The 24,034-nt window shown below is 34.6% G+C and carries 16 protein-coding genes; 9 read left to right on the forward strand and 7 right to left on the reverse strand.

Annotated features, from left to right (window positions below; translation table 11 throughout):
* Positions 1-48: 48 nt before the first annotated feature.
* The 4 genes from AA088_RS14265 to AA088_RS14280 are packed head-to-tail and all read right to left on the reverse strand — an operon-like array spanning position 49 to position 5,997.
* Positions 49-831 (reverse strand): enoyl-CoA hydratase/isomerase family protein, encoded by a 783-nt coding sequence (locus AA088_RS14265; RefSeq protein ID WP_046745706.1) that lies wholly within the window; start codon positions 829-831, stop codon positions 49-51.
* On the reverse strand, positions 828-2,291 hold the full coding sequence (locus tag AA088_RS14270; protein ID WP_082106774.1) for a sensor histidine kinase: 1,464 nt from the start codon (positions 2,289-2,291) through the stop codon (positions 828-830). Before AA088_RS14270 ends, AA088_RS14265 begins: the two co-directional genes overlap by 4 nt.
* 46 nt (positions 2,292-2,337) lie before the next feature.
* Positions 2,338-2,889, reverse strand: a complete 552-nt coding sequence (locus AA088_RS14275; RefSeq protein ID WP_046745708.1) for a CopD family protein — start codon at positions 2,887-2,889, stop codon at positions 2,338-2,340.
* Positions 2,890-5,997 carry a VPS10 domain-containing protein gene (locus AA088_RS14280; protein ID WP_046745709.1) on the reverse strand — a complete coding sequence of 1,036 codons (3,108 nt, stop codon included), beginning with the start codon at positions 5,995-5,997 and terminating at the stop codon, positions 2,890-2,892. It abuts the gene before it with no gap.
* Positions 5,998-6,206: 209 nt separating this feature from the next.
* On the opposite strand from AA088_RS14280, the gene AA088_RS17770 reads away from it, so the two are divergent.
* The gene (locus AA088_RS17770) at positions 6,207-9,671 is read left to right on the forward strand and encodes a zinc-dependent metalloprotease (RefSeq protein WP_052752919.1); all 3,465 of its coding nucleotides are present in this window, start codon (positions 6,207-6,209) and stop codon (positions 9,669-9,671) included.
* Between the two features lie 117 nt (positions 9,672-9,788).
* On the opposite strand, the gene AA088_RS14290 is transcribed toward AA088_RS17770, so the two are convergent.
* Complete coding sequence (locus AA088_RS14290; protein ID WP_046745710.1) at positions 9,789-11,129, reverse strand: MATE family efflux transporter; 1,341 nt, start codon at positions 11,127-11,129, stop codon at positions 9,789-9,791.
* A gap of 4 nt (positions 11,130-11,133) precedes the next feature.
* Positions 11,134-12,171 carry a ferrochelatase gene (gene hemH / locus AA088_RS14295; protein WP_174442407.1) on the reverse strand — a complete coding sequence of 346 codons (1,038 nt, stop codon included), beginning with the start codon at positions 12,169-12,171 and terminating at the stop codon, positions 11,134-11,136.
* 225 nt (positions 12,172-12,396) lie between these two features.
* On the opposite strand from hemH, the gene AA088_RS14300 reads away from it, so the two are divergent.
* Positions 12,397-15,837: a TraB/GumN family protein gene (locus AA088_RS14300; protein WP_046745711.1), complete on the forward strand. Its 3,441-nt coding sequence runs from the start codon at positions 12,397-12,399 to the stop codon at positions 15,835-15,837.
* A 16-nt stretch (positions 15,838-15,853) separates the two neighbouring features.
* Here the strand turns inward: AA088_RS14300 and AA088_RS14305 are convergent, their stop codons facing one another.
* Positions 15,854-16,741: a helix-turn-helix domain-containing protein gene (locus tag AA088_RS14305; protein ID WP_046745712.1), complete on the reverse strand. Its 888-nt coding sequence runs from the start codon at positions 16,739-16,741 to the stop codon at positions 15,854-15,856.
* 204 nt (positions 16,742-16,945) lie between these two features.
* Between AA088_RS14305 and hemA the strand changes: the two genes are divergently transcribed.
* The 7 genes from hemA to hemF all read left to right on the forward strand — a co-directional run bounded on the left by hemA (position 16,946) and on the right by hemF (position 23,997).
* A complete protein-coding gene (gene hemA, locus AA088_RS14310) occupies positions 16,946-18,205 on the forward strand; it encodes a glutamyl-tRNA reductase (protein ID WP_046745713.1) in 1,260 nt (419 codons plus the stop codon).
* The gene (gene hemC, locus AA088_RS14315; RefSeq protein ID WP_046745714.1) at positions 18,202-19,779 is read left to right on the forward strand and encodes a hydroxymethylbilane synthase; all 1,578 of its coding nucleotides are present in this window, start codon (positions 18,202-18,204) and stop codon (positions 19,777-19,779) included. Before hemA ends, hemC begins: the two co-directional genes overlap by 4 nt.
* A 178-nt stretch (positions 19,780-19,957) precedes the next feature.
* Positions 19,958-20,983, forward strand: a complete 1,026-nt coding sequence (gene hemE / locus AA088_RS14320) for a uroporphyrinogen decarboxylase (RefSeq protein ID WP_046745715.1) — start codon at positions 19,958-19,960, stop codon at positions 20,981-20,983.
* A 256-nt stretch (positions 20,984-21,239) separates the two neighbouring features.
* Positions 21,240-21,836, forward strand: coding sequence for a porin family protein (locus AA088_RS14325; protein WP_046745716.1), 597 nt, complete (start codon positions 21,240-21,242; stop codon positions 21,834-21,836).
* Positions 21,837-21,989: 153 nt separating this feature from the next.
* Positions 21,990-22,733 carry an EI24 domain-containing protein gene (locus AA088_RS14330; RefSeq protein WP_046745717.1) on the forward strand — a complete coding sequence of 248 codons (744 nt, stop codon included), beginning with the start codon at positions 21,990-21,992 and terminating at the stop codon, positions 22,731-22,733.
* An 82-nt stretch (positions 22,734-22,815) separates the two neighbouring features.
* Entirely contained in the window at positions 22,816-22,995 is a 180-nt protein-coding gene (locus tag AA088_RS14335) for a hypothetical protein (RefSeq protein ID WP_046745718.1), read from the forward strand.
* A 99-nt stretch (positions 22,996-23,094) separates the two neighbouring features.
* Positions 23,095-23,997 (forward strand): oxygen-dependent coproporphyrinogen oxidase, encoded by a 903-nt coding sequence (hemF, locus tag AA088_RS14340; RefSeq protein ID WP_046745719.1) that lies wholly within the window; start codon positions 23,095-23,097, stop codon positions 23,995-23,997.
* The last annotated feature ends 37 nt before the right edge of the window (positions 23,998-24,034 follow it).

Consider the following 24,034-nt stretch of genomic DNA (forward strand, 5'->3'; position numbering starts at 1 on the left):
GTTAAGCAGGATTTTTTATGTTGTCTTATTTATCAATACGTTGAATTGCTACTTTCCAGGAAAATCAGCTTGACGTTTTTCTAAAAATGCAGTTGTTCCTTCTTTAAAGTCGTCTGTTCCAAAACAGTTTCCAAATTCTTCAATTTCCACTTCATATCCGTTTTTTCCATCAATATATTTTGCATTTACTGCTTTAATTGCACCACGAATGGCAACAAGAGAGTTTCGGGTAATTTTTGCAGCTAATTTGTTTGCCAACGGAAGTAATTCTTCTTGTGTTGTAACATGGTTTACCAATCCGCATTGTTTTGCTTCTTCTGCTCCAATCATTGCTGCCGTCATAATCATTTCCATAGCTTTTCCTTTCCCTACTAATTGTGGCAAACGTTGCGTGCCTCCATATCCAGGAATTACTCCTAAAGATACTTCAGGAAGTCCCATTTTAGCATTATCACTCGCAATTCTAAAATGAGCAGCCATAGCTAGTTCTAATCCACCTCCAAGGGCAAAACCATTAACCGCAGCAATTACAGGTGTTTCTAAGTTTTGAACATAATCAAACAATAATTCTTGTCCTTGTGCTGCCAATTTACCTCCTTCTTCAACAGAAAAATCAGCAAACTCACTAATATCCGCCCCTGCCACAAAGGCCTTTTCTCCGCTTCCTGTTAAAATAATCACTTTTACAGCATGGTCTGCATTCAAAGTACTAAAAGCATCATGTAGTTCTTGAATAGTTTCTCTATTTAAAGCGTTTAATTTTTTTGGGCGATTGATTGTAATTGTAGCGATAGGATGTTGTTGTTCTACTAAGATGTTTTGATAGTTCATGATTCGTTAGATTTTGGAAAAGATACTGTAAAAACTGTGCCTTTGTTCAATTTTGACGTAAAGGTAATACTTCCTTTGAAAGTTTCCACGATATTTTTAACCATTCCTAAACCAAGTCCCATTCCGCTTGTTTTAGTCGTGAATTTAGGTTCAAAAATCTTGTCTACATTATCTTCAGAAATTCCAACTCCATTATCTGTAACGGTAATTAAGACATTGTTTTTATATTCAAAAACACGCACATCAATTTTTGGAGTTCTATTTTCTGGAATGGCTTGAATGGCATTTTTAACTAGGTTAGTAATAACCCGTATGAGTTGTGTACGATCAAATTTAGCAATGATTTCTTCTTTATCGTAAGAATAATTAATATAATCTTCATTAAAAATATCCATCGCCAAACGGGTAATTTCAACTACATTCAGTGTTTCACTTTGTTGAGCCGGCATTTTAGCAAAGTTTGAAAAAGCCGACGCAATACTACTCATCGTGTCAATTTGCTGAATGAGTGTTTTTGTGTATTCATCAACTTTTTGATGAATGTTTGGATCATTGGGATCAAATTTTCGCTGAAAACTTTGCACACTCAAACGCATTGGTGTTAATGGGTTTTTAATTTCGTGTGCAACTTGTTTAGCCATTTCACGCCATGCTTGCTCTCGCTCACTTTTAGCCAATTTTACGGCACTCTCTTCCAACTCGTCAATCATTCCATTGTATGCCGTAATTAAGTTAAAAATTTCTTCTCCAACCTCTTCTACAATAATTTTTTCGTTACGCTGGTTGAAACGTGTTTGATCTAATTTTTCTCCAATCCTTTTTAGAGAACGTGTGATATATCTGGAAATAAAATACGCAAAAATAATAGCTACTATCAGCATAACTACATACGTATAGCCTAAGCGCATTAAAAATTCACGTAATTCTCTTTCAAAAGTATTGTCAACTTCAAATTGCAGATTGATTATTCCTAACGGTTTCGATTTAGGATCGAGAATAACACTATAAAATGATTGATATTCTTTTCCATTAGAAATTACAGTATCTGCACTGTAATCTTTATCAGCATTACTTTGAATTCCGTTTAGTACTTCCGCAGGCAAGCACTCAATAATTTCTTCACTACGAATTGAAGTATCTGATGTAATGATAAAACCTCCTTCTAAATCGTACAAATTGATCATCAAATTATGAATGTTAGCAATTTTGTAGATTTCATCTTTAAAGATTAATCGCAAGTTTTTCTCATTGACGATATATGTCGTTTCAAAGTTGATTAAATTTTTTACATGTGTTGCTACTTGTTCTTTCTTACGTTTGAGTCGTCGATCATGATATTCTCTTGATTGTTCTTCGTATTGAAAAATGGTCACCAAGGCAATCAAAATAGAAGCTACTAGAATCAATAGAATCATGTAGGCAAATATTCGTGATCGTAATGAAAGTCTTGCTGGTTTCATGAATGTTTTTTATTTGCTAGGCTTTTGAACAAGAATCAAGCCAATATCACGCTCCAGGGTTTTTCTCGCGGATGCGTTTGTAAATTTTAAATCCAAGCATGAGCAAGATGCCCAGCACAAAGATTCCTATTACACCAAAAATCCAGTTAATAGTACTTTTTAATATTACCAAAAATACTACTGCAAAAAGGATAAACGTCGCTCCTTCATTCCACAAACGCATAAAATTAGAACTGTAGCGTACATCGTCGTTTTGCAACTGTTTGTACATTTGATGCGTTTTAAGTTGATATACATATAAGAGTACAACAAAAGTAAGCTTAACATGCATCCATCCTTGTTCGAGCCAATACGGATTGATGATGAGCAACCAAACCGCAAAGATTGTTGCCAAAACCGTTGAAGGTATGGTAATAATATTCCACAAGCGTTTTGCCATGAGCTTGAGTTGCTTTCCTAGAATTTCTTTTTCAGGTGATGGCTTGTGAAAAGCTTCGATTTGGTATACAAATAATCGAGGAATGTAAAAAAGTCCTGCAAACCATGTCACTACAAAAATTAAATGCAGTGACTTTATGTAATTATAATATTCTCCCATTTAGTCTTCTATGAACAAATAGTTGAGTTTTTTAGCATTAAATGCTTCATTAAACGCTTTAATTTCTGTGTCGACTAAGGTATTAAAAGTGTTCAATTCTTTGTTAATTTTTTGTGTCAATTCGTTCTTTACAGCTATATCTTGTGCAGTTGGAGCAAAATCGCCCATACTTACTAGTGAATTTAAGTGCCCTAATTTGTTAGTGAGTCGAATTGGAAAATTCAACGGATCTTGTCCACTACGATTTTTAGTTTGATACAAAGCCTCTTCAATTTCGGTAAATTGTTTTTTCAAAGCATTGGCTTTTTCAACTAGTTCTTTTACATTTTCATCTTCTTTGTATTGAGTAGCAAACGCACTTAGTTTTGTATTAATTTTACGAATTTTTTTGATTGATTTATGCGCTTTGTCCATAGTAGCATTCACATCTTTGATGAAATCGAATTGCTTTTGCATATCAGCCAAGGTGCTTTCTGCTCTTGGATCTGCTAGAATAGTAAATGGCTTTATGATTTCAACTGCATCTTGCCCTTCCTTTTTTATGGTTAATTTCACTTTATATTCGCCAGGAACAGCTTTTGGACCATTTAAACTTGCCCACCATAAAATCATGCCTTTTAAACGCTCTGTTCCTGTGTACATCATGTCCCACAAAAACATATTGGCTCCTTTTTCTACTTTCAGTTTATCTTTTTCTTTATTTTTAGTACTGAATGTTTTGATAACATCGCCATTGGCTTCCATATAACTCAATGACACCTCATCTTTTTCGTCGTAATCGTTCAAATAGAAATACGTTATCACACCATTGGGATGATTCGTTCCTTCCGTTTTACTTCCTTTTTGAGAATTGCCACGCATTCTATAACTGTCTTTTGGTGTGTACAAAATATGTGTGTCTTTCGCACGATTGTATTGTTGATGAATCACGGTTAAATCATCTATAATCCACACACTTCTTCCTTGTGTAGCTACGATTAAATTGTTGTTTTTTACAGCTAAATCAGTAATAGGAACTATGGGAAGATTTAGCTGAAACGATTGCCAATTTTTTCCATCATTGAATGAAATATACATCCCTGTTTCTGTTCCAGCATATAATAATCCTTTATGTTTTGGGTCTTCACGCAATACACGAGTAAAGTGTTCAGCGTCAATTCCTTTTGTAATTTTTGTCCAAGACTTCCCATAATCTGTTGTTTTATAGATGTACGGAGAAAAATCACCTGTTTTGTATTTCGTTCCAGCAACATAACATGTTCCTGCGTCAAAAGCACTTGGTTCAATGCTGTTAATCATCATCCACTCTGGCATTCCTTTTGGCGTGACATTTTCCCAAGTTAGTCCGCCATTTTGCGTAATGTGAATCAATCCGTCGTCGCTTCCTACCCACAACAATCCTTCTTTCAAAGGTGATTCTTGGGCAGCAAATATGGTACAGTAGTATTCTACGGAAGTGTTGTCTTGCGTAATCGGTCCACCAGAAGATTTGAGTTTTTCGGAATCATTTCTGGTTAAATCTGGACTGATAATTTCCCACGATTGTCCTTCGTTTTCCGTCACATGCACTTGATTTGAAAAGGTGTATAATCGATTTGGATTGTGTTTTGAAAAGATAATAGGGAAATTCCACTGAAAACGATATTTCATACCTTCTGCTCCATGTCCCATAGGGTTGTCTGGCCATACATTGATTGCCCTTACCGTTCCTGTTTTGTGATTCACTCGTGTTAAAAAGCCATCATAACTTCCACCATACACAATATCATTGTCTTTAGGATCAACAGCAATATGTGCTGATTCACCACCAGCCGTACTTTCCCAATCGTCTTCGGTAATTGCCCAACCGTCCGTACGATGCGGAATTCGAATGGTAGAATTGTCTTGTTGCGCTACATAAATTCTGTATGGAAAGCTGTTATCAGTCGTGACGCGGTAAAATTGTGATGTTGGTTGATTGTGATAAGTACTCCATGTTTCCCCACCATCATACGTTACTTGCGCGCCGCCATCATCACCGATAATCATTCGTTTCGGATTTTCGGGTGCAATCCACAAATCGTGATGGTCGCCGTGTGGAGCGTTGTAGGTACTGAATGTTTTTCCGCCATCCGTACTTTTATGATAACGAACGTTTAGTACATAAACGATATCTTCGTTTTCGGTGTCAGCATATACACGTGTGTAATACCAAGCACGCTGACGTAATTTGCGCTCGCTGTTAACTTGTGTCCACGTTTCGCCACCATCTTCGCTGCGGTACAAACCTCCTTTGTCTTTGTTTTCTACAATTGCCCATACACGTTGATTATTCAAAGGAGAAACCGTAACTCCAATTATGCCAAGCGTGTCTGTTGGAAAACCTTGATTTTTTGAGATTTCCGTCCACGTTTCGCCGCTATCAGTACTTTTCCATAGTGCAGAACCTTCGCCACCAGAACTCAAACTATAGGGAGTTCTGCGAACACGCCAAGTAGACGCATATAAAATTCTGGGATTGGTTGGATCTATCAGTAAATCAACTACACCAGCATCTGCATTGGCAAATAGTGTTTTTCTCCATGTTTTTCCTCCGTCGATACTTTTGTAAACACCTCTGTCTTCAGATGATTTGTAGATGTTTCCCATCACGCCAGCATATACAATATCGGGATTTGTAGGATGTATTACCATTCTAGGAATATGTCTTGAGTTTTCTAGCCCTGAAAAAATCCATGTCTTTCCGGCATCGACACTTTTCCAAACTCCGTATCCAGAAGATACATTACCTCGTACAGTTTTTTCACCACCGCCTACATATATAACATTTGAATCGCTTTTAGAAACAGTTATTGAGCCAATGCTTCCACCAAAAAAACCATCAGAAATGTTTTCCCAAGTTCTTCCTCCTGTTGTTGTTTTCCAAATTCCTCCACCAGTAGCTCCAAAGTAAAATAAATTTGGTTTATTAGGAACACCTGTCACTGCGGCACTTCTCCCTCCTCGAAAAGGACCTATAAGTCTGTATTCTAAATTTTTATAATACGCTTCTTCAAAATCTTGCGCTTGTGCTTCATTCTGGTTACTAAAGGCGAGAAATAATACTAATAATATGGTCTTAATTCGCATGAGTAAAGATTGGTTTGGTTTTAGCTACTAAAATACGGATTATTCTTCTTGATTATGCGTTTTACACTTTTTTTGACTTTCCTCTATCTGAATAGCTAATTGTTTTGGGTAACAAAATTTGCTTTTAGAGTCTTCTTCATAAACCACTAAATAATGGCGGATTCCGAAAAGCCAATACAAATAGAGTAGGAAAACCAAACTTTAACAATATGAAAAAATACTTTTACTTAATTGTATTTATGCTCTTTAGTTTGAATGGTTTTAGTCAAGTAAATCCACAAAACTATTGGCAGGATACTCAAAAACCAACTATTATTAAACAGCAAAACTCGGCACCAACCAATGCTAGAGTATTGAAACTAAATGAACCTGCATTAAAAAATGAACTTAAAAGCCTAAGGGAAGCTCCAAGAGGTCAAAAAATAATACTTAGCATTCCGCTTCCAAATTCGGGAATGGAAACCTTCGAAGTTCAATATTTTCCAATCATGGAAGAAAAATTAGCTGCAAAATTTCCAGAAATTCATTCATACAAAGGAGTTAGTATGGACGATTCAAACAAAACAATCGCTTTTGGATTTACACAAAAAGGATTTCATGCACAAATTTTGGGTGGAAAGACAATTTTGATAGATCCGATTTCAAAAATTGAAATATCTGACTATTATCAAGTGTATTTTAAGCAAGATACACCTATTCAGAAGAATTTTTCCTGCGACTATGAAAATATTCCTTCTTTTAAAGATAAGCCTACCGATGGCTCTCCAGAAATAGATTTGGGCGATTGCCAAATTAGAACTTTTAGGTTAGCAGTTGCTTGTACTGGTGAATATGCACAATATCACGGAGGGACTGTTGCAGATGCAATGGCTGCTATTAATGTAACGATGACGAGAGTTAATGGAATATACAACCGTGAATTGGCAGTACATATGATTTTAGTTAGTGATAATGATGACATTATTTATACAAATGCTGCTACAGATCCTTATACAAACTCCAATGTATCAACTATGCTGGACGAAAATCAATCTAATATTAATAGTGAAATTGGAAATAGTAATTATGATATTGGACATGTATTTGCTCAAGGTGCTGATAACGGAATTGCTAGAAGGAGTTCCGTTTGTCAAGGTAGCCATAAAGCTAAGGGAGCAACAAGTTTAGTTGATCCTATCGGTGATGTGTTTGATGTAGATTATGTAAGCCATGAAATGGGACATCAATTTGGAGCAAACCATACACAAAATAATAATTGCAATAGAAATAATGCAACGGCAGTAGAGCCTGGTAGCGCCTCCACAATTATGGGATATGCTGGAATTTGCGCACCAAATGTACAAGCAAATAGCGATGATTATTTTCATACTATAAGTATTGAAGAAATGTATGATAATATGATTAGCGGAAATAGTACTTGTGGTTCTCTTATCAACTCTAATAATTCTAATCCAACAGCAAACGCAGGAATTAACAGAACCATTCCAAGATCAACGCCATTTTTCCTAACAGGAGAAGCATCAGAAGCTTCTAGTTACGCTTGGGAACAAATAGATAATGAAACTGGCACAATGCCACCAGCAACTACAAACACGCAAGGACCAATGTTTCGATCAATACAACCATTGGCAACCGAAACACGTTTCTTTCCTAATTTACCAGCCGTTTTAAATGGCACAACTCCAACATGGGAAGTTTTACCAAGTGTTGGACGTGTAATGGATTTTGCATTTACCGTGAGAGATAACAGATTTGGTTGGGGATGCCAAGCGGTAGATGAAATGAGAGTCACTACCGATGGAGGATCTGGACCATTTTTGGTTACCTCTCAATCTGGAAGTCAAACCTGGGCACAAGGAACCACACAAACCGTGACATGGGATGTTGCCAATACTAACACAGCACCTGTAAGTTGTGGAAACGTTGATATTCTTTTATCTACTGATGGTGGATTTACATGGGATATTGTTTTGGCTGAAAATACTCCAAACGATGGATCTCAAGACATTACCGTTCCAGGCGAATACACTTCTAACGGACGAATTATTGTGAGATGTTCTGATAATATTTTTTACAATGTATCACAAGGTGTCGTAACGGTAACGCCACCGCCGTGTGATATTACCGATTCTCCAAATTTTGAAATAGATGTAATTTGTGATAACGGCACGTGGAAAGTATCGGTGCAAGCATTAGACTTAGACCCTCAAAACCATTGGTGGGGCTTATATGAAACAGATACACAAGGAGAAGTTGAAGATATCAACACAATTGATGGACCAATTGGTGGAATTCAAAGTGGTGAAACTGCTAATTTTAACTGGTTAGACCTATCTAAAAGATACTATATAAAACATGGTATCTGGACAGATGGTTGTTATGGTTGGAGAGAAGATAGAGTTGCTGTTGAGCCTTTTTATGTAGAACCTGCAGATTTCCACTTAGAAGATGAAAATGATATAGACAAAGATGTTTTTTGCATTGGTGAGGATATTTGGGCAGATGGAAATGCAACTATAGGAGAAGGAAGATATAATATTCATGCATGGAGAGTTGTAAACGGGCAAAAGCAATGGTTTGGCTCCATTGGCTGGTTTTATGGAAATATGACTGAAGTTAATATTACTGAAGAGTTTGCTTCTTTAGATACTCCAAAATATTTTACAGAAGGAGAATATATTCTTACAATTGCATTTGCGAATCTTAGTGAGTGTAAAGTTTGGACACCTGTAGAAAAATCATTTAAAGTACAGTGCTGTGATGATTTTATAAAAGCCAATTTCTTCCTTGATATTAATCATATAGACGAACAAAATTACACACTATCGGCAGTAAATTATGACACATATTCTAGTGCTTTTCAACATGAATGGTACATATTAAGTAGTCCAAATTTAACTGGCGGACCATATACTCCAGAGAGTTATCAAATAGGTGAAAACTTCTCATTTAATGCCGAATACGGAAAATGTTATTTTGTAGTACACAAAGTAATTTCAGATTGTGGAGAAGTTTGTTACGGCCGCAGTATTTGTCAATCACAACGTTCTGAAGATATGAAAAGTGATTGTGAAGTATGTGGCGAAATAAGTTGTGATATATTAGACCAATGGTGGCCGCCGTGTAGTGACGTCATCGCTCCTACAAATGTACAAGTGTCAGGCAATACCGTAACTTGGGATCCTGTTCCTGGAGCTATTGGTTATATAGTTGAACCAGCTAAATTTTGGCCAGTAGATTGTAGATGTGACAATCCAGTTTCGATAGTTCCTGTAGAAACTACAGAGACTAGTGTATCCCTATCTTTACCAAATCGTGGTTGTACAGTTGTTACAGTACGGGCTATTTGTAGTGAAAGTGTGAGTTCTCAACCTTCTAATCTTGTTTGCGTTAATGGAACTCGAAAAGAAGTTAAACTCCAAGAAGTTGAAGTTTCACCTAATCCAAATAATGGTGACATGACTTTTAAAATCAACACTTCAGAAACAATTCCTGTAGTGATTGAAGTTCGAAATTTTTACGGTGTAATCATTCACAATACGAACATAAAAGTAACAGCGAATATCACAGAATCCATTCAATGGAATGCAACTGGCAAACTATCAAGCGGAATCTATTTTGTAACATTTAGAACAGGCGATGAAGTGATTACCAAAAAAGTAATAGTACAATAATAATTCTGTTTCGCTAACATGCGACACATGTTTTTAACATAACAATTAATAAAGATAACTCAACTGTCTGAAAAGATTCTACTTTAACTTTTCAGACAGTTTTTTTAATAGAATAATTTATTTTAATGTACGTTTCACTTCACGATTCAAATACCAACCAGTAACAATCGTTGCAAGTAAATCTGCTATAGGAAAAGAAATCCAAACTCCTAAAATTCCAAAATAGGCAGGCAAAATTAAAATTAATGGAATGAGAAAAAAACCTTGTTTGGTAAGCGTCAACAATAAAGCAGGAATTGCCTTGCCTATGGCTTGAAAATAACCAGCTCCTATCATTTGAACTGCAATCAAAGGAGTTACAAGGAATACCCAACGTAAGGCGTTTGGTGTATCTCTGATTACCATTTCATCATTCGTAAAAATTGCGGTAATTTGTTCAGGAAATGTCATAATAACAGCAAATATAAGTAAGGCAAGAGTGGTTCCGTACTTAATAGAAATAGTAATACTTTCTCGAACACGCAAAAGCTTTTCTGCTCCATAATTATAACCTGCAATCGGCAGAAACCCTTGTGTGATACCCATAACGGGAAATAACGCCAGCATTAACATTCTACTAATGATACCATACATAGCTACAGATGTTTCTCCTCCGTATGTAAATAATGTATGATTAAGTATGATTGATAAAATACTAACCATTCCTTGCCTCGCTAAAGTAACTCCTCCCAATTCTGTAATTTCTCGAACAATAGTGTGTTTCAGCTTAAAACAGTGTAATTGTATTTTAAGTTCGCTATGCTTAGAAAAGAAAAACCAATAAATAAAAACAAAGCAAATAAAGTACGAAATAGATGTTGCCCACGCCGCACCAGCCATGCCCATATCTAATACATTGATAAAAATGTAATCAAAAAGAATATTTCCAATGGCAGGAAGAATCAAAGCTACCATAGCAAATTTAGGCTTCCCTTCTGCCCGCACTACTGGATTTCCTGTCATACAAAGTGCTAAAAAAGGAATGCAATACATGACTATGACATAGTAAATCTCTGCGGGTGCCAAAATTGCTCCTTTTGCGCCAAAAAGAGCCAATGCTTCTTCCTTAAAAATAAGTCCAATAACAACAAAGAAAACTGCCAATCCGAGAGATAATACAATCTGATTTCCAAATGTTTGTTGTGCTTTCTCATAATTATCAGCTCCCAAAGCTCTAGAAATGATTGATGCTCCTCCTACTCCAATTGCCATACCAATGGACGCAATTAAAAAAGTAAGAGGTACTACAACAGTAATCGCAGCAATTGCCATTGAACCAATCCATTGACCTACAAAAATAGTATCAACAACCATATTCAACGACATGACCAAAATTCCAATAGACGCTGGCAATGCTTGCGCTATTAGTAGTTTTCCAATTGACTCAGTTCCTAATTCGGCAGATCTACGCTGAGTCATTACATTAGGTAGTTACCTGATTGTCAGAAGTAACACTCCATTCATTAATCCACCGTGTCATTACTTTAACCCATGCATCATCATCATTTAAACAAGGAACATGCTTGTAATGCTCTCCTCCAGCTTCTTTAAACTCTTCTTCTCCTTCCATTGCGATTTCTTCAAGCGTCTCTAAACAATCTGCAACAAATGCAGGTGTAATTACCACCAAATTCTTTTTTCCTTCTTCGGGAAAACGCTCAAATTCTTTATCTGTGTAAGGTTTTAACCAAGGATCTCCTCCCAAACGCGACTGAAATGAATCACTATATTTTCCTTCCGGTAGTTCCAAATATTCGGCTACTTTTTTTGTAGTTTCAAAACATTGATGACGATAACAAAATTTATGTGCTTCTGACGGTGTATTGCAACAACTTCCGTCTATTTTGCAATGTGACTTTGTTGGATCTGTTTTACGAATATGTCTTTCAGGAATTCCATGATATGAAAAGAGAATATGGTCATAATCCACATCTTTTATATGATTCTTTATTTTTTCAGAAAGTACTCGGATATAATCTGGATGATTGTAAAAAGAAGGCATAATAGTCAATTCCATATGAGGAAAATACTTCTGTTGCTCTTCTTGTGTCTTTACAATCACTGTTTCTGTTGAAGACATTGCGTAATGCGGATATAAAGGTACTACTAAAACCTCATCAACACCTTTATCATGTAATTCTTGCAATCCTTTTTTGATACTCATAGAACCATAGCGCATTCCTAGGGCTACTGGAACTTTAGCTCGCTCTTGAATTTTTTCTTGAAAACGCTCCGAAATAATAATTAAAGGAGATCCTTCCTCCCACCAAATTTTTTGATACGCTTTTGCTGATTTTTTTGGTCGTGTATTTAAAATAATTCCTTTAACCAAAAACCAACGCAACCACTGAGGAACATCAATAACACGCTCATCCATTAAGAATTCTGCTAAATATTTTTTTACATCTTTCGGATTGGGACTATCAGGCGAACCCAGATTGATTAATAATACACCTTTCATCAGTTTATTTTTTGTATGCTTTTTCAAGATTTTTTTAAGAAACACAAAAATACGACTCTATGTTCAATTAACAGGTAAGCAATCATAGGAAATCTCTATTCACTCATTCATAAATCGTTTTTACGCATTATGATTCTATTAACAAGATAACATTCATATCTTTAGTACATTGTAAGCCTTTACCGATTATATTATACCCGTTTTTTAAAAAAATTTACTTTTTTCATGAGAGTTTATATTTCAGTTTTATTCCTTTTTTGCGCTTCCTATCTTTTATCACAAGAAAACAAACAGAGTCTTTTATGGCAAATTTCTGGAAACGGCATGAACAAACCATCTTATCTATATGGTACGATGCATGTGAGTAAAAAAGTTGCTTTTCGTTTGGATGATGTTTTCTTTAAAGCTCTGAATGAAGCAGAAACTGTAGCTTTAGAATCCGATCCTTCTACTTGGTTGGCATACAATTACGAAAGTACCAATAATTTTTCAGGGAAAAGTTTTCGACACGGCTCCCGTTTTTATGATTGGAACTTTAATCCGCAATTTTCCAAAAAAGATATTATTCGTGGTATTATCCGTTTTGACAATGGAATTATCAATGGATATTTATACCGAAAACATGCAGGTGCTGATGACTTTGAAGAAGAAACCTATTTAGACATGTTTATTTATCAAGCAGGGAAAAAAAATCAAAAACCAATTATTAGCCTTGAAAATATTGCTGAAGCTAATTACTTAACTTCACGTGCTGCTTATAATATTAGAAAGAAAAAACCAGACGAATGGATTCAAAAGTTTTTTAAGAAAAAAAACAAATATAACTTTCAAGAAGATGTATACAGAGACCGAAACATCGAATTACTTGACTCTATAGGTGCTGCTTTAAATACAGAACATTACAGAGAGCACATGCTTTTTAAACGCAATGAAAATATGGTGCGTGTTATGGATTCATTAATGCAACACAAAACCGTTTTTGCTGGTGTTGGAGCAGCACACCTAGCAGGCGAAAAAGGCATGCTACAAATGTTGAAAGATAAAGGATATTCTGTAAAACCTCTAACCTCACCACAAACTGATTTTGCTCAAAAAGCAAAAACCGAACTCGAAGATTTGTATGTAAAACCTGTTTTAAACACTTACAGTACTCCGGATAGATTTATCTCATTAAAAGCGTTCGATAAACTTAGAGAGTTTGTATATAAAGAACAAAAGTTTTACTTAGCTCCAGATATGACTAATGGGGCTTATTTGACTATTACTCGACTGAATACATATGATCATTTTCCGAGTGAAGAAAAAATAACACTCCAAGAAATTGATCCGTTATTATATGAAGATATTCCTGGAGACATCATTTCTAAAGAAAAAATTACGGAACCCTATCCAGGATTTAGCATTATTAATAAAACTAAAAAAGGCGATTATCAAAAGTATCATATCTACAAAACGCCTTTGGAAATAATCATTATTAAATTTGCTGGAAAAAAAGATTTTGTTCTAAAGTATGAAGCTGAAATTTTTGATTCGATATCATTTCGAAAAGCTTCTAACGAAATGACTACCTATACTTCTGAATATGACAAATATTCTTTTAAATTTCCTGCTACTTATATTTCTGACAATACTGAAAACGCAGGCAACAAATTGGTACAAGCTGCTATAAATGAAGAATACTACTTCTTTAAAGAAGTTTTTAATAATGATACTGATTATATTGAAGAAGATGCGTTTGAAGCACAATACATTCACGATAACTTTTATAAAAACTTAAAACTTGTCAAACAAAGTGGTACATTTATTTCCTCTCCTTACAAAAGTTACGAATCAGTTGCTTTGATTGATTCTACTACTCAAGAAAAATTACATTTAAAAACAATTATTAAAGACGAAAGTTATTATTTGCTAGGTTTTGTTGGTAAAGATTCTAAGAAAGCTTCAGCATATTTTAATTCGTTCCAGCTTAAAAATCCCACTTATAAAAAGTTCACAACAGTAGTTGACACATCGTTGCATTTTTCAGTATTGACCAATACCAAACAACCTTTTTCTAGATCGTATAGGTCAAATTTTGGTCATGAAAAGAAGCCTTATGACCAAGAAAAAAAATACATTTCGTACACTTCCAAAAGTAATGAAAGAGTCTCTGTATATCGCTTAAAATATCACGATTTACAAATGTTCCATACTATTGACAGTATTTGGAACTCCTTAGAACGTTCCTATCAACAAAACTTTATTGTTGAACACAAAACGGCAACTCAAAAAGGCACTGTTTATTATAGTACATTTATTCTTAAAGATACTGCCAGCGCTAAACGTATTTATAGAAAAAACATTCTCAAAAAAGGAGTGCTTTTTTCCCTCTCTACACTAGAAGATTCTATCGCTGAGCATTCTGATTTTGTAAAAAACTTTTATGAAACTTTTACTCCTTTAGATACATTACTTGGTAAAGATGTTTTTATGGACAAGACAGCTATTTTCTTTGAAGGAATTAAGAATAATGATAGCATTGTATTAAAATCGTACGAACGGATTAAATTTACAGACACACATGTTCAAAAAATCATTCACTTACTCCAAACGTATGAATTCCCAGAAGATAGAGAAGAAATAAAAAACTATTTAATTACATCATTAGGGAAACTTAAAGGAGATGAAATTCGTCCATTTTTAAAACAATTATATCAAGAAGCATACGATAAGCCACACACTCAAATAGCCGTATTAAAAACCTTATTACAACAAAAAGACAAAGCTTCTCATTCCTTAGTACTTGAATTGCTTGATAAAGATTTTCCATTAGATAGCAGACGTATCAATAGATTGTTTGCCTCCACAAAAAAAGATTTAGCTCTCAAGAAAAATCTGTTCCCTGAACTTTTAAACTATTCCAGCATTCAGGAATACAAATTGCCGATATACAGATTACTTACACAGCTAGTAGATAGCAATTTCGTAAAGCCAAAAATGTATAAACGCTATAAAAATCAATTAGTTAATGATGCCAAAATTGAGATTAAGCGTAATTTAGGAAAATCTTCCTATGATATTCATAGTAGTAAATCGTTAGAAAATTATGTAAAACTGTTATTTCCATATCGAAAAGAGAAGAATGTGAATGATTTTTTTGACAAGCTTATCAAAACAGAAGCCAGATCAGCTTTAACAATGTATTTAACATTATTAGCAGCTCACAAAGAATCAATCCCACAAACATTAAAAGACAAAACGATATTTAATGAAAAAGCATTGGCTGCTACTTTGTGGAAATTAGCAGAAAAAGACTTATTACATATGGTTCCAGATTCATTAAAAACGCAGCAAAATTATGCAAAATCAGGATTGATAAGTCGCTTAGGAATTGACACCAAAAAAGATAATATTACATTTCTAAAATCTGAAAATGTAAGCAATGAAGATGGAGATATTACCATCTATTTTTTCAAAGTAACCAAAGAAAGCCGTTACAGTAGCGGATCTCGTTTATATTTTGCTGCATTTTTAGACAAACCAACATTAAATACAAAAATCTACACAATATCAAAAAATTACAGAGGCATTCAGATGTTTGGAGATGAAATAGATGATGATACTTTACACAATGCAATCGAACTTGTAACTTACAAAAACCGAAAGCGAATCAGTGGAAAAAGATAGTCGTTGAAACTATTTATTAACTAACACTTGCTTGAATATACTTTTTAGGCGTAGTTCCATATTTCTTTTTAAAAGCTGCAATAAAATGACTTGCCGTGCTGTAGCCAACTTTCAATCCGACTTCGTTCACGTTGTAACTTCCCGATTCTAATAGTTTCCGGGCATATTCCATTTTATAATCAAACAAAAAGCTAAATACCGAATCGCCATATATTTGCTTAAAGCCTTCTTTCAATTTCTTGATATTCAATCCAACTTCGTTTGCCAACTCTTGTAATCCTGGCGGTTCAGCCATATTAGCAATCACGATATCCTTGGCACGACGAATTTTAAGAACATTGTCTTCATCAACCAAAAAAGGACATTGTTCAACATCAGCATCTTCACTACGATTAAAATACAGACTCAACAACTCATACGCCTTTCCTTTTAAGTATAATTTTTTGATAGAATCGTGCATATTATAATTAATCATTTGATTCAATACAACCGCCATCATCGGTGTAATTTTTTTATTATCATAATACTTCTTATCCTTCTTATCGGCATTCAAAAAATGAATATAATTTGCTTCCGTTGAAAATAAAGAGTGAAACTTTTTAATTGGCAGTAATACCGAAATCAACCATGTTTTTGGCTGAATATCAACATTAATAGGTAAATCTGTTTGTGGATTGTACAACAATAATGCGTGTTCATCTAATACATCAAAAGAATAACGACCATTATTAAAATTGAACTTACATTTTCCTTTTATGCAAAAATGAAACTGAATAAAACTACTATCAATTTCACGGATTAATTGTTGTGTATTGTTACTATCGTTTTGAAAAGTAACGATATAAAATCCATCCTCTATTTGAGTTTCTAGTAAAGTTCCTTGAGCGATATTTTTTTCTTGCATAAACAGCGATACTTACGAGTGTTTTATTTAGAATCATTCTATGTTAAATACAATAAAAACACTCATTTTGCAGTAAATTTAAAACATTTCGAAAGTTTTTGAAATGAATTGTAGCTAAAAAACTTAGAGCGATATAAAAAGTCCTTTAAGCGTTATTTTTATTTATGGTTGAATGATACTTTTGTTAACGATTTTAGAATCCCCATGAAGCAATACAATATTTCAAAACATAATTCATTCTACTGTGTCGGCATGAGCTATCAAAAAGCAGATGCACAGATACGTGGAAAATTTAGTTTATCAGATACCGCAAAAGCTTCCATCCTATCTACCATCAAAGATACAGAAATTGGTGACGGAGCATTAATCATATCTACGTGTAATCGTACAGAAATTTATGGTTTTGCCCAACATCCGTTTCAGTTAATCAAGCTACTATGTGATAACTCTAATGGTACTGTAGAAGAGTTTCAAGAAGTGGCTTATGTTTACAAAAACAAAGAAGCTATTTCACACTTATTTAAAGTAGGTACTGGATTAGACAGTCAAATATTGGGAGATTTTGAAATTATTTCTCAGATTCGCAAAGGATGTAAAGAATCGCAAGAAATTGGATTAGTGAATGGTTTTATGGAGCGTTTGGTCAATGCTGTAATTACTGCTAGCAAACGAATTAAAAATGAAACCGAGATATCTTCTGGAGCAACTTCGGTTGCATTTGCCTCTGTACAATACATCTTAACAAATGTACCTAACATGTCCGAAAAGAACATTTTACTTTTCGGAACAGGAAAAATAGGGCGAAACACTTGTGAAAACTTAGTAAAGCATACTAAGAACAATCATATCACGCTAATCAATCGTACCAAAGATAAAGCTGAAAAAATTGCAGGTAAATTTAATTTAACTGTAAAAGATTATTCTGCTCTCAATGAGGAAATCTTAAACACGGATGTGTTAATTGTGGCTACTGGAGCACAAACACCTACTGTGTCAAAAAAAGATCTTCCAACTACCAAAGAATTACTTGTTTTAGATTTGTCAATACCAGAAAATGTTTCTCGTGATGTAAAAGAGCTTGACAATGTAACATTAGTACATTTAGATGTATTATCACAAATTACAGATGAAACTCTAGAACGTCGTAAAGCACACATTCCAAAAGCAGAAGCCATCATTGATGAAGTGAAAAAAGAATTCATTGCTTGGTTAGAAACACGTAAATTTGCGCCCACAATTAAAGCATTGAAGCAAAAACTTACTGCCATCAAAAATGCTGAGCTTGATTTTCAGCGAAAAAAAATCAGTGACTTCGACGAAACGCAAGCAGAAATCATTAGCAACAGAATTATTCAAAAAATAACTACACAATTCGCCAATCATCTTAAAGATGAAAATACAACTTCTGAAGAAAGTGTAGCACTGATACAAAAAGTATTTCAATTGGAAAATAACTCCATATGAGTAAACGCATCAGAATCGGGACTAGAGATAGTGAACTCGCATTGTGGCAAGCTAAAGTTGTACAAGAACAACTTGAACATTTAGGTCATCAAACTGAATTAGTACCCGTAAAATCTACTGGAGATCTTGTTTTAGACAAGCCCTTATATGAACTCGGAATTACAGGAATATTTACACGTACGCTTGACATAGCCATGCTCAATAACGATATCGATATTGCTGTACATTCACTAAAAGATGTTCCGACAGTTTTACCAAAAGGTATTATTCAAGCCGCAGTTTTAAAACGTGGTAATGTACGTGATACGCTCGTTTTTAAGAAAAATGAAGAATTTTTGTCGCAACGCAATGCCGTAATTGCTACCGGAAGTCTACGCAGAAAAGCACAATGGCTTAACCGCTATCCAACACATACTATTGAAGATCTTCGTGGAAATGTAAATACGCGTCTCCAAAAACTAAAAGATACTCAACATTGGAATGGAGCTATTTTTGCTGCCGCAGGATTAGGACGTATTGGACTACGACCAGAAGAAGCTGTCAATCTTGATTGGATGATTCCAGCACCAGCTCAAGGAGCTATCATGATTACAGCTTTAGAAGAAAATGAAGAAATACGAGCTATCTGCGCAGAAATTAACCATGAAGAAACAGAAATTTGCACATCAATTGAACGCAAATTTTTAAACTTACTTGAAGGCGGTTGTACTGCTCCAATTGGTGCTATTGCCAAAATAAAAGATGACGTTGTAACACTTGAAGGTGTATTACTGAGTACTGATGGAACAAAACGTATTTACGTAAAACGCTATGAAAAAGTAGGAGAACATCACGATTTGGCAAAATACTGTTCTGATTATATTATTGACCGTGGAGGAAAACGCTTGATGGACGATATTAAAAATTCAGGCAAACAAATCAATGTGTATTCTACCAAACTATTAACAGAAACACAACGACAACTTTTCAACGAAGGAATTTTTACGGAAAGTAGTGATTTCATCAAAATCAGCACCAACCGAATCAAGCCACAAGTTGTTCGTAAGCCAATAAAAAATGTAATCATTACCAGCAAAAATGCTGTTGCAGCACTATTGGAAAACTTTTCTCCTGCAGAGTTACAATTTGAAAATATTTATTGTGTTGGTCGTAGAACTAAAAAACTGATTGAACAAAAAATTGGTCCAGTAGTCAAATCTGCTCGCAACTCAAAACAACTTGCTCATTATTTAGTAGAATACATAGAAGGAACCGAAGTAACTTATTTTTGTAGTGACATTCGGCTAGATGCATTGCCTAAAATACTAGAAGAAAATCATATTCATGTAGAAGAAATATGTGCCTACAAAACTATTTTGGATGCAGAGAAATTACAAGATAGTATTGAAGGAGTAATGTTTTACAGCCCATCTACCGTACAAAGTTATATCTCAGCAAATAAAGCACAAGGTATAGCCTTTTGTATTGGAGAAACTACTGCAAAAGAAGCAAAACAATATTTTGAAGACGTACGAATCGCCAAAGTACCAACCGTTGAAAGTGTCATCGAATTGGTGAATGAACACTACCTATAAGGTGCAAATGGGTTTTAGTTATTAAAACCCTTAACCATCGGGTTGTTTGTTGTTTTTAAAATAAGAGTTATATATAAAGGTACATCCGTTAATTATCATCTATAAAAAACTAGGGATATAAAAATCATTAACGGATTAATTAAAAAAAAGCTAAAAGCAAATAGCCAAAAGCTAGAACATGATAAAAAACGATTTATTTTTAAGAGCCTTAAAAGGAGAAACGGTAGAGCGTCCACCTGTATGGATGATGCGCCAAGCGGGAAGATATTTACCAGAGTTTATGGAAATCAAAAAAAAGTATGATTTCTTTACACGTTGTCAAACGCCTGAATTGGCCAGTGAAATTACTGTACAACCCATTCGTCGTTATGGTATGGACGCTGCAATTTTGTTTTCAGATATTTTGGTGATTCCTCAAGCCATGAACATCGAAGTACAAATGAAACCAAACTTCGGTCCGTATTTACCAAATCCTGTACGATCACAAAAAGATGTAGACAATGTAATTGTGCCTGATGTTACTGTAGAATTAGAGTATGTCTATAAGGCAATTAAAGCCACAAAAGAGTTGCTAAACGATGAAATTCCACTAATCGGTTTTGCTGGTTCGCCGTGGACAATTCTATGTTATTGTGTGCAAGGACAGGGTAGCAAAAATTTTGACAAAGCCAAAAAATTCTGCTTTACCAATCCAATAGCAGCGCATCAACTCTTGCAAAAAATTACAGATACCACAATTGCTTATCTAAAAGAAAAAGTAAAAGCTGGTGTCAATGCGGTGCAAGTGTTTGACTCTTGGGGAGGCATGTTGTCTCCAACTGATTATCAAGAATTTTCTTGGAAATACATCAATCAAATTATTGATGCATTAAAAGATGACGCACCAGTTATTGCCTTTGGAAAAGGTTGCTGGTTTGCTCTTCATGAAATGTCACAATCCAACGCATCAGCTTTAGGCGTTGATTGGACATGCTCTGCACGAAATGCTCGTTATTTAACTGGTGGCAATATTACACTACAAGGAAATTTTGATCCAACTCGATTGTATTCGCCACCGGCAGAAATTAAAAAAATGGTGCATCAAATGATTAATGAATTTGGTAAAGACAAATATATTGTAAACCTTGGTCATGGAATTTTACCAGACATTCCTCTCGAAAATGCCAAAGCATTTATTGACGCAGTAAAAGAGTATAGAGCATAAATACACTTCGTTTCTACTTCGTAAATACATTATAAAATAAATCCGTTGTTTCTATAATAACAAACAACGGATTTTTCTATATGTATATATTTCCTTTACACCTTCTAAAAATCCAAAATGGTAACTAAATCGTAAATAAGGTACAAATTCTACGCAAATGAGTTAACACGTATTTTTCATTCATAATACTTTTACAATCATATTTTAATCCATGTTTAGGATAGCATTCAAAATATAACTTTAAAAACAATAACACATGAAAAAACTAGTCTTATTATTTGGAATCTTATTAATGGCTTTTCAGGCAGGAAATGCACAAGACGCAACATCTAGAACCGCCAATGTTGGTATAAAAGGCGGATACAACTTAGCAGCTGTAAGTTTAGACGATGATGATAATGCAGACACAGGAAATCGTAGTGGTTTTCATATTGGTGTTTATGGCGAATCGTTTTTAAATCAGAACATTTCCCTGCAACTAGAACTTTTATATTCACAACAAGGATACGAAATCGAAGCAAATGGAGGAACTTTTACGCAAAAACTCGATTATATCAACTTGCCATTGATGTTGAAAGGATACTTGGCAGATAGTTTTTTCCTAGAAGTTGGTCCACAAATTGGTGTAGCGATTTCACATAAAGAAGAGTTTGATAGTAATTTTAACCTATTTGATACTTCACAAGAATTTGAACCCAATAGTTTTGATTACGGAGTTAACTTCGGTGCTGGATTCAAGACTGGTACAGGAATTTCATTTAGTGCTCGTTATCATTTAGGGTTAGGTGATATATACGACGATGGAAGTCCAAAAAATAGAGTTTGGTTATTCTCTGTTGGATTTGACTTATAACTAACATAAAAAACTATTATTCAAACTACCATTCGCAAACTCTGAGTGGTAGTTTTTTATTTTTGAACATCTTTCATTAAAAAAGAAAGGCTAGTTTATGCAAATCAACAGTATCGGCAATCAATTATATAGATTTATTGTACTTTTACTACTATGATGAAAGACATTTACAACGGAATTCAAGCTTACTTTTCAGCCTATTCATTATTGAATACGCTCAATTTGTGGCGATTTTTTGCCATTCCTATCCTAATCAGCTTCATTTTAGGAATTATCATTATGATTACTGCGTATGGGTTTTCAGATAATATTGGCGATTATATTGCAGGTGTTTGGTCGTTTTCGTGGGGAAAACAAACCTTTACTACTATTAGTCATGTAATTGGAGGGTTAATTGTAATTGCTTTTGGATTGGTTATTTTTAAACATACATTGATGGCTGTTGCTTCTCCTTTTATGACGCCCATTTCCGAAAAAATTGAATATTATTATACTGGAAACTTACGAAAACCTAATGTAGGATTAAGAGCACAGACCTCAGTATTGGCAAGAAGTATTAGACTTAATGTTAGAAATCTAATTGTAGAAATCCTATGGATTATTCCATTTTTCATCTTCAGTTTTATTCCTGTAATTGGTATTATATTTCCCATATTAATTTTTTTAGTACAGGCATATTACGCTGGTTTTGGAAGCATGGATTATACACTAGAACGCTATTTTCCATACAAACAAAGTGTAGCTTTTGTTCGTAAACATCGTGGTCTTGCCATTGGAAATGGTATTGTATTTATGCTCATCCTCTTGATTCCTGTAATTGGAATTTTGATTGTGCTACCACTATCTGTGACTGCTTCAACGGTAACAACTCTCAAAAAATTACACCCTCCATCATAAGAAAATTATTTTCTAAACTTTAGTGTAAAACATAACTTATCACTTTTAGTTAGCTTTCCCTTTTAACTAAAATCATAAGAATATGAAAAAAAACAATGTAAAATTGACATTCAGCAAGCACACTGTTGCCTCATTAGAAGACATCCTTGGAGGACTTCGTTCAGAAACCTCGTATAGTTGTCCTGGTGACCAATGCTTAACGAATGCTAAAACCTGTGCTCAAAATGGACCTTGCGAACATACTATAGGACAAGGACAATAGTACAACCCAAAAAAGAAGTCAGTAATGGCTTCTTTTTATACCTGCTTATTTTAATCTTTCTCTTTTAACAAGTACCTTTGTGATATTCAATTGAACATCATGAAAGACCTTTTTCTTAACTACATACATCAGTTACAAGATACAATCACTTCCACACTCGAAAAAATTGACGGAAAAGCCAAATTTCAAGAAGATCTTTGGAATCGCCCAGAAGGTGGTGGTGGACGTACACGAGTAATTGAAAATGGTGCTATATTTGAAAAAGGAGGTGTAAATATTTCTGCTGTTCATGGCGAGTTGCCACAGGCTTTACGAGAAAATTTTAACGTTGAACAAGGCGATTTTTTTGCTTGCGGATTAAGCCTTGTATTACATCCAAAAAATCCTTTTATACCAACAGTTCATGCCAATTGGCGTTATTTTGAAATGTATGATGCCGAAGGAAATATTGTGACACAATGGTTTGGTGGCGGACAAGATTTAACACCGTATTATCTTTTTGAAGAAGATGCCAAACACTTCCATTCTGTGTGTAAAACTGCGTGTGATAAACATGATTCAACATTCTATCCGAAATTCAAAAAAACATGCGATGAATATTTTTGGAATACACACCGCAACGAAGCACGTGGCGTTGGTGGATTATTCTTTGATTATTTAAAAAGAACTGAAAAATTCTCCATGCGTAATCGTTATGATTTTGTCACTGAAATTGGTAATAGTTTCTTAAAAAGTTATGTGCCAATAGTAGAGCTCCGCAAAAATATGGAATACACACAAGCGCATAAAGATTGGCAAGAAATACGTCGTGGTCGCTATGTAGAGTTTAACTTGGTTCATGATAGAGGAACGTTGTTTGGACTCAAAACCAATGGTCGTATTGAAAGTATTTTGATGAGCTTACCCCCTGTAGTACAATGGAAATATGATCATCATCCTGCCGAGGGAAGCGAAGAAGCAAAACTAATTGAAGTATTAAAAACTCCGAAAAATTGGATATAACAATTATCTAATATCTTCTGAAAAGCTCTTCTTTTTT

The organism is Kordia zhangzhouensis (genome assembly GCF_001005305.1).
In the GTDB taxonomy this organism is placed as follows: domain Bacteria; phylum Bacteroidota; class Bacteroidia; order Flavobacteriales; family Flavobacteriaceae; genus Kordia; species Kordia zhangzhouensis.

Coding starts and splice junctions, on each gene's coding strand:
- AA088_RS14265 (WP_046745706.1), bottom strand. CDS start 831: ATGAACTATCAAAACATCTTAGTAGAACAACAACATCCTATCGCTACA.
- AA088_RS14270 (WP_082106774.1), bottom strand. CDS start 2,291: ATGAAACCAGCAAGACTTTCATTACGATCACGAATATTTGCCTACATG.
- AA088_RS14275 (WP_046745708.1), bottom strand. CDS start 2,889: ATGGGAGAATATTATAATTACATAAAGTCACTGCATTTAATTTTTGTA.
- AA088_RS14280 (WP_046745709.1), bottom strand. CDS start 5,997: ATGCGAATTAAGACCATATTATTAGTATTATTTCTCGCCTTTAGTAAC.
- AA088_RS17770 (WP_052752919.1), top strand. CDS start 6,207: ATGAAAAAATACTTTTACTTAATTGTATTTATGCTCTTTAGTTTGAAT.
- AA088_RS14290 (WP_046745710.1), bottom strand. CDS start 11,129: ATGACTCAGCGTAGATCTGCCGAATTAGGAACTGAGTCAATTGGAAAA.
- hemH (WP_174442407.1), bottom strand. CDS start 12,171: ATGAAAGGTGTATTATTAATCAATCTGGGTTCGCCTGATAGTCCCAAT.
- AA088_RS14300 (WP_046745711.1), top strand. CDS start 12,397: ATGAGAGTTTATATTTCAGTTTTATTCCTTTTTTGCGCTTCCTATCTT.
- AA088_RS14305 (WP_046745712.1), bottom strand. CDS start 16,741: ATGCAAGAAAAAAATATCGCTCAAGGAACTTTACTAGAAACTCAAATA.
- hemA (WP_046745713.1), top strand. CDS start 16,946: ATGAAGCAATACAATATTTCAAAACATAATTCATTCTACTGTGTCGGC.
- hemC (WP_046745714.1), top strand. CDS start 18,202: ATGAGTAAACGCATCAGAATCGGGACTAGAGATAGTGAACTCGCATTG.
- hemE (WP_046745715.1), top strand. CDS start 19,958: ATGATAAAAAACGATTTATTTTTAAGAGCCTTAAAAGGAGAAACGGTA.
- AA088_RS14325 (WP_046745716.1), top strand. CDS start 21,240: ATGAAAAAACTAGTCTTATTATTTGGAATCTTATTAATGGCTTTTCAG.
- AA088_RS14330 (WP_046745717.1), top strand. CDS start 21,990: ATGATGAAAGACATTTACAACGGAATTCAAGCTTACTTTTCAGCCTAT.
- AA088_RS14335 (WP_046745718.1), top strand. CDS start 22,816: ATGAAAAAAAACAATGTAAAATTGACATTCAGCAAGCACACTGTTGCC.
- hemF (WP_046745719.1), top strand. CDS start 23,095: ATGAAAGACCTTTTTCTTAACTACATACATCAGTTACAAGATACAATC.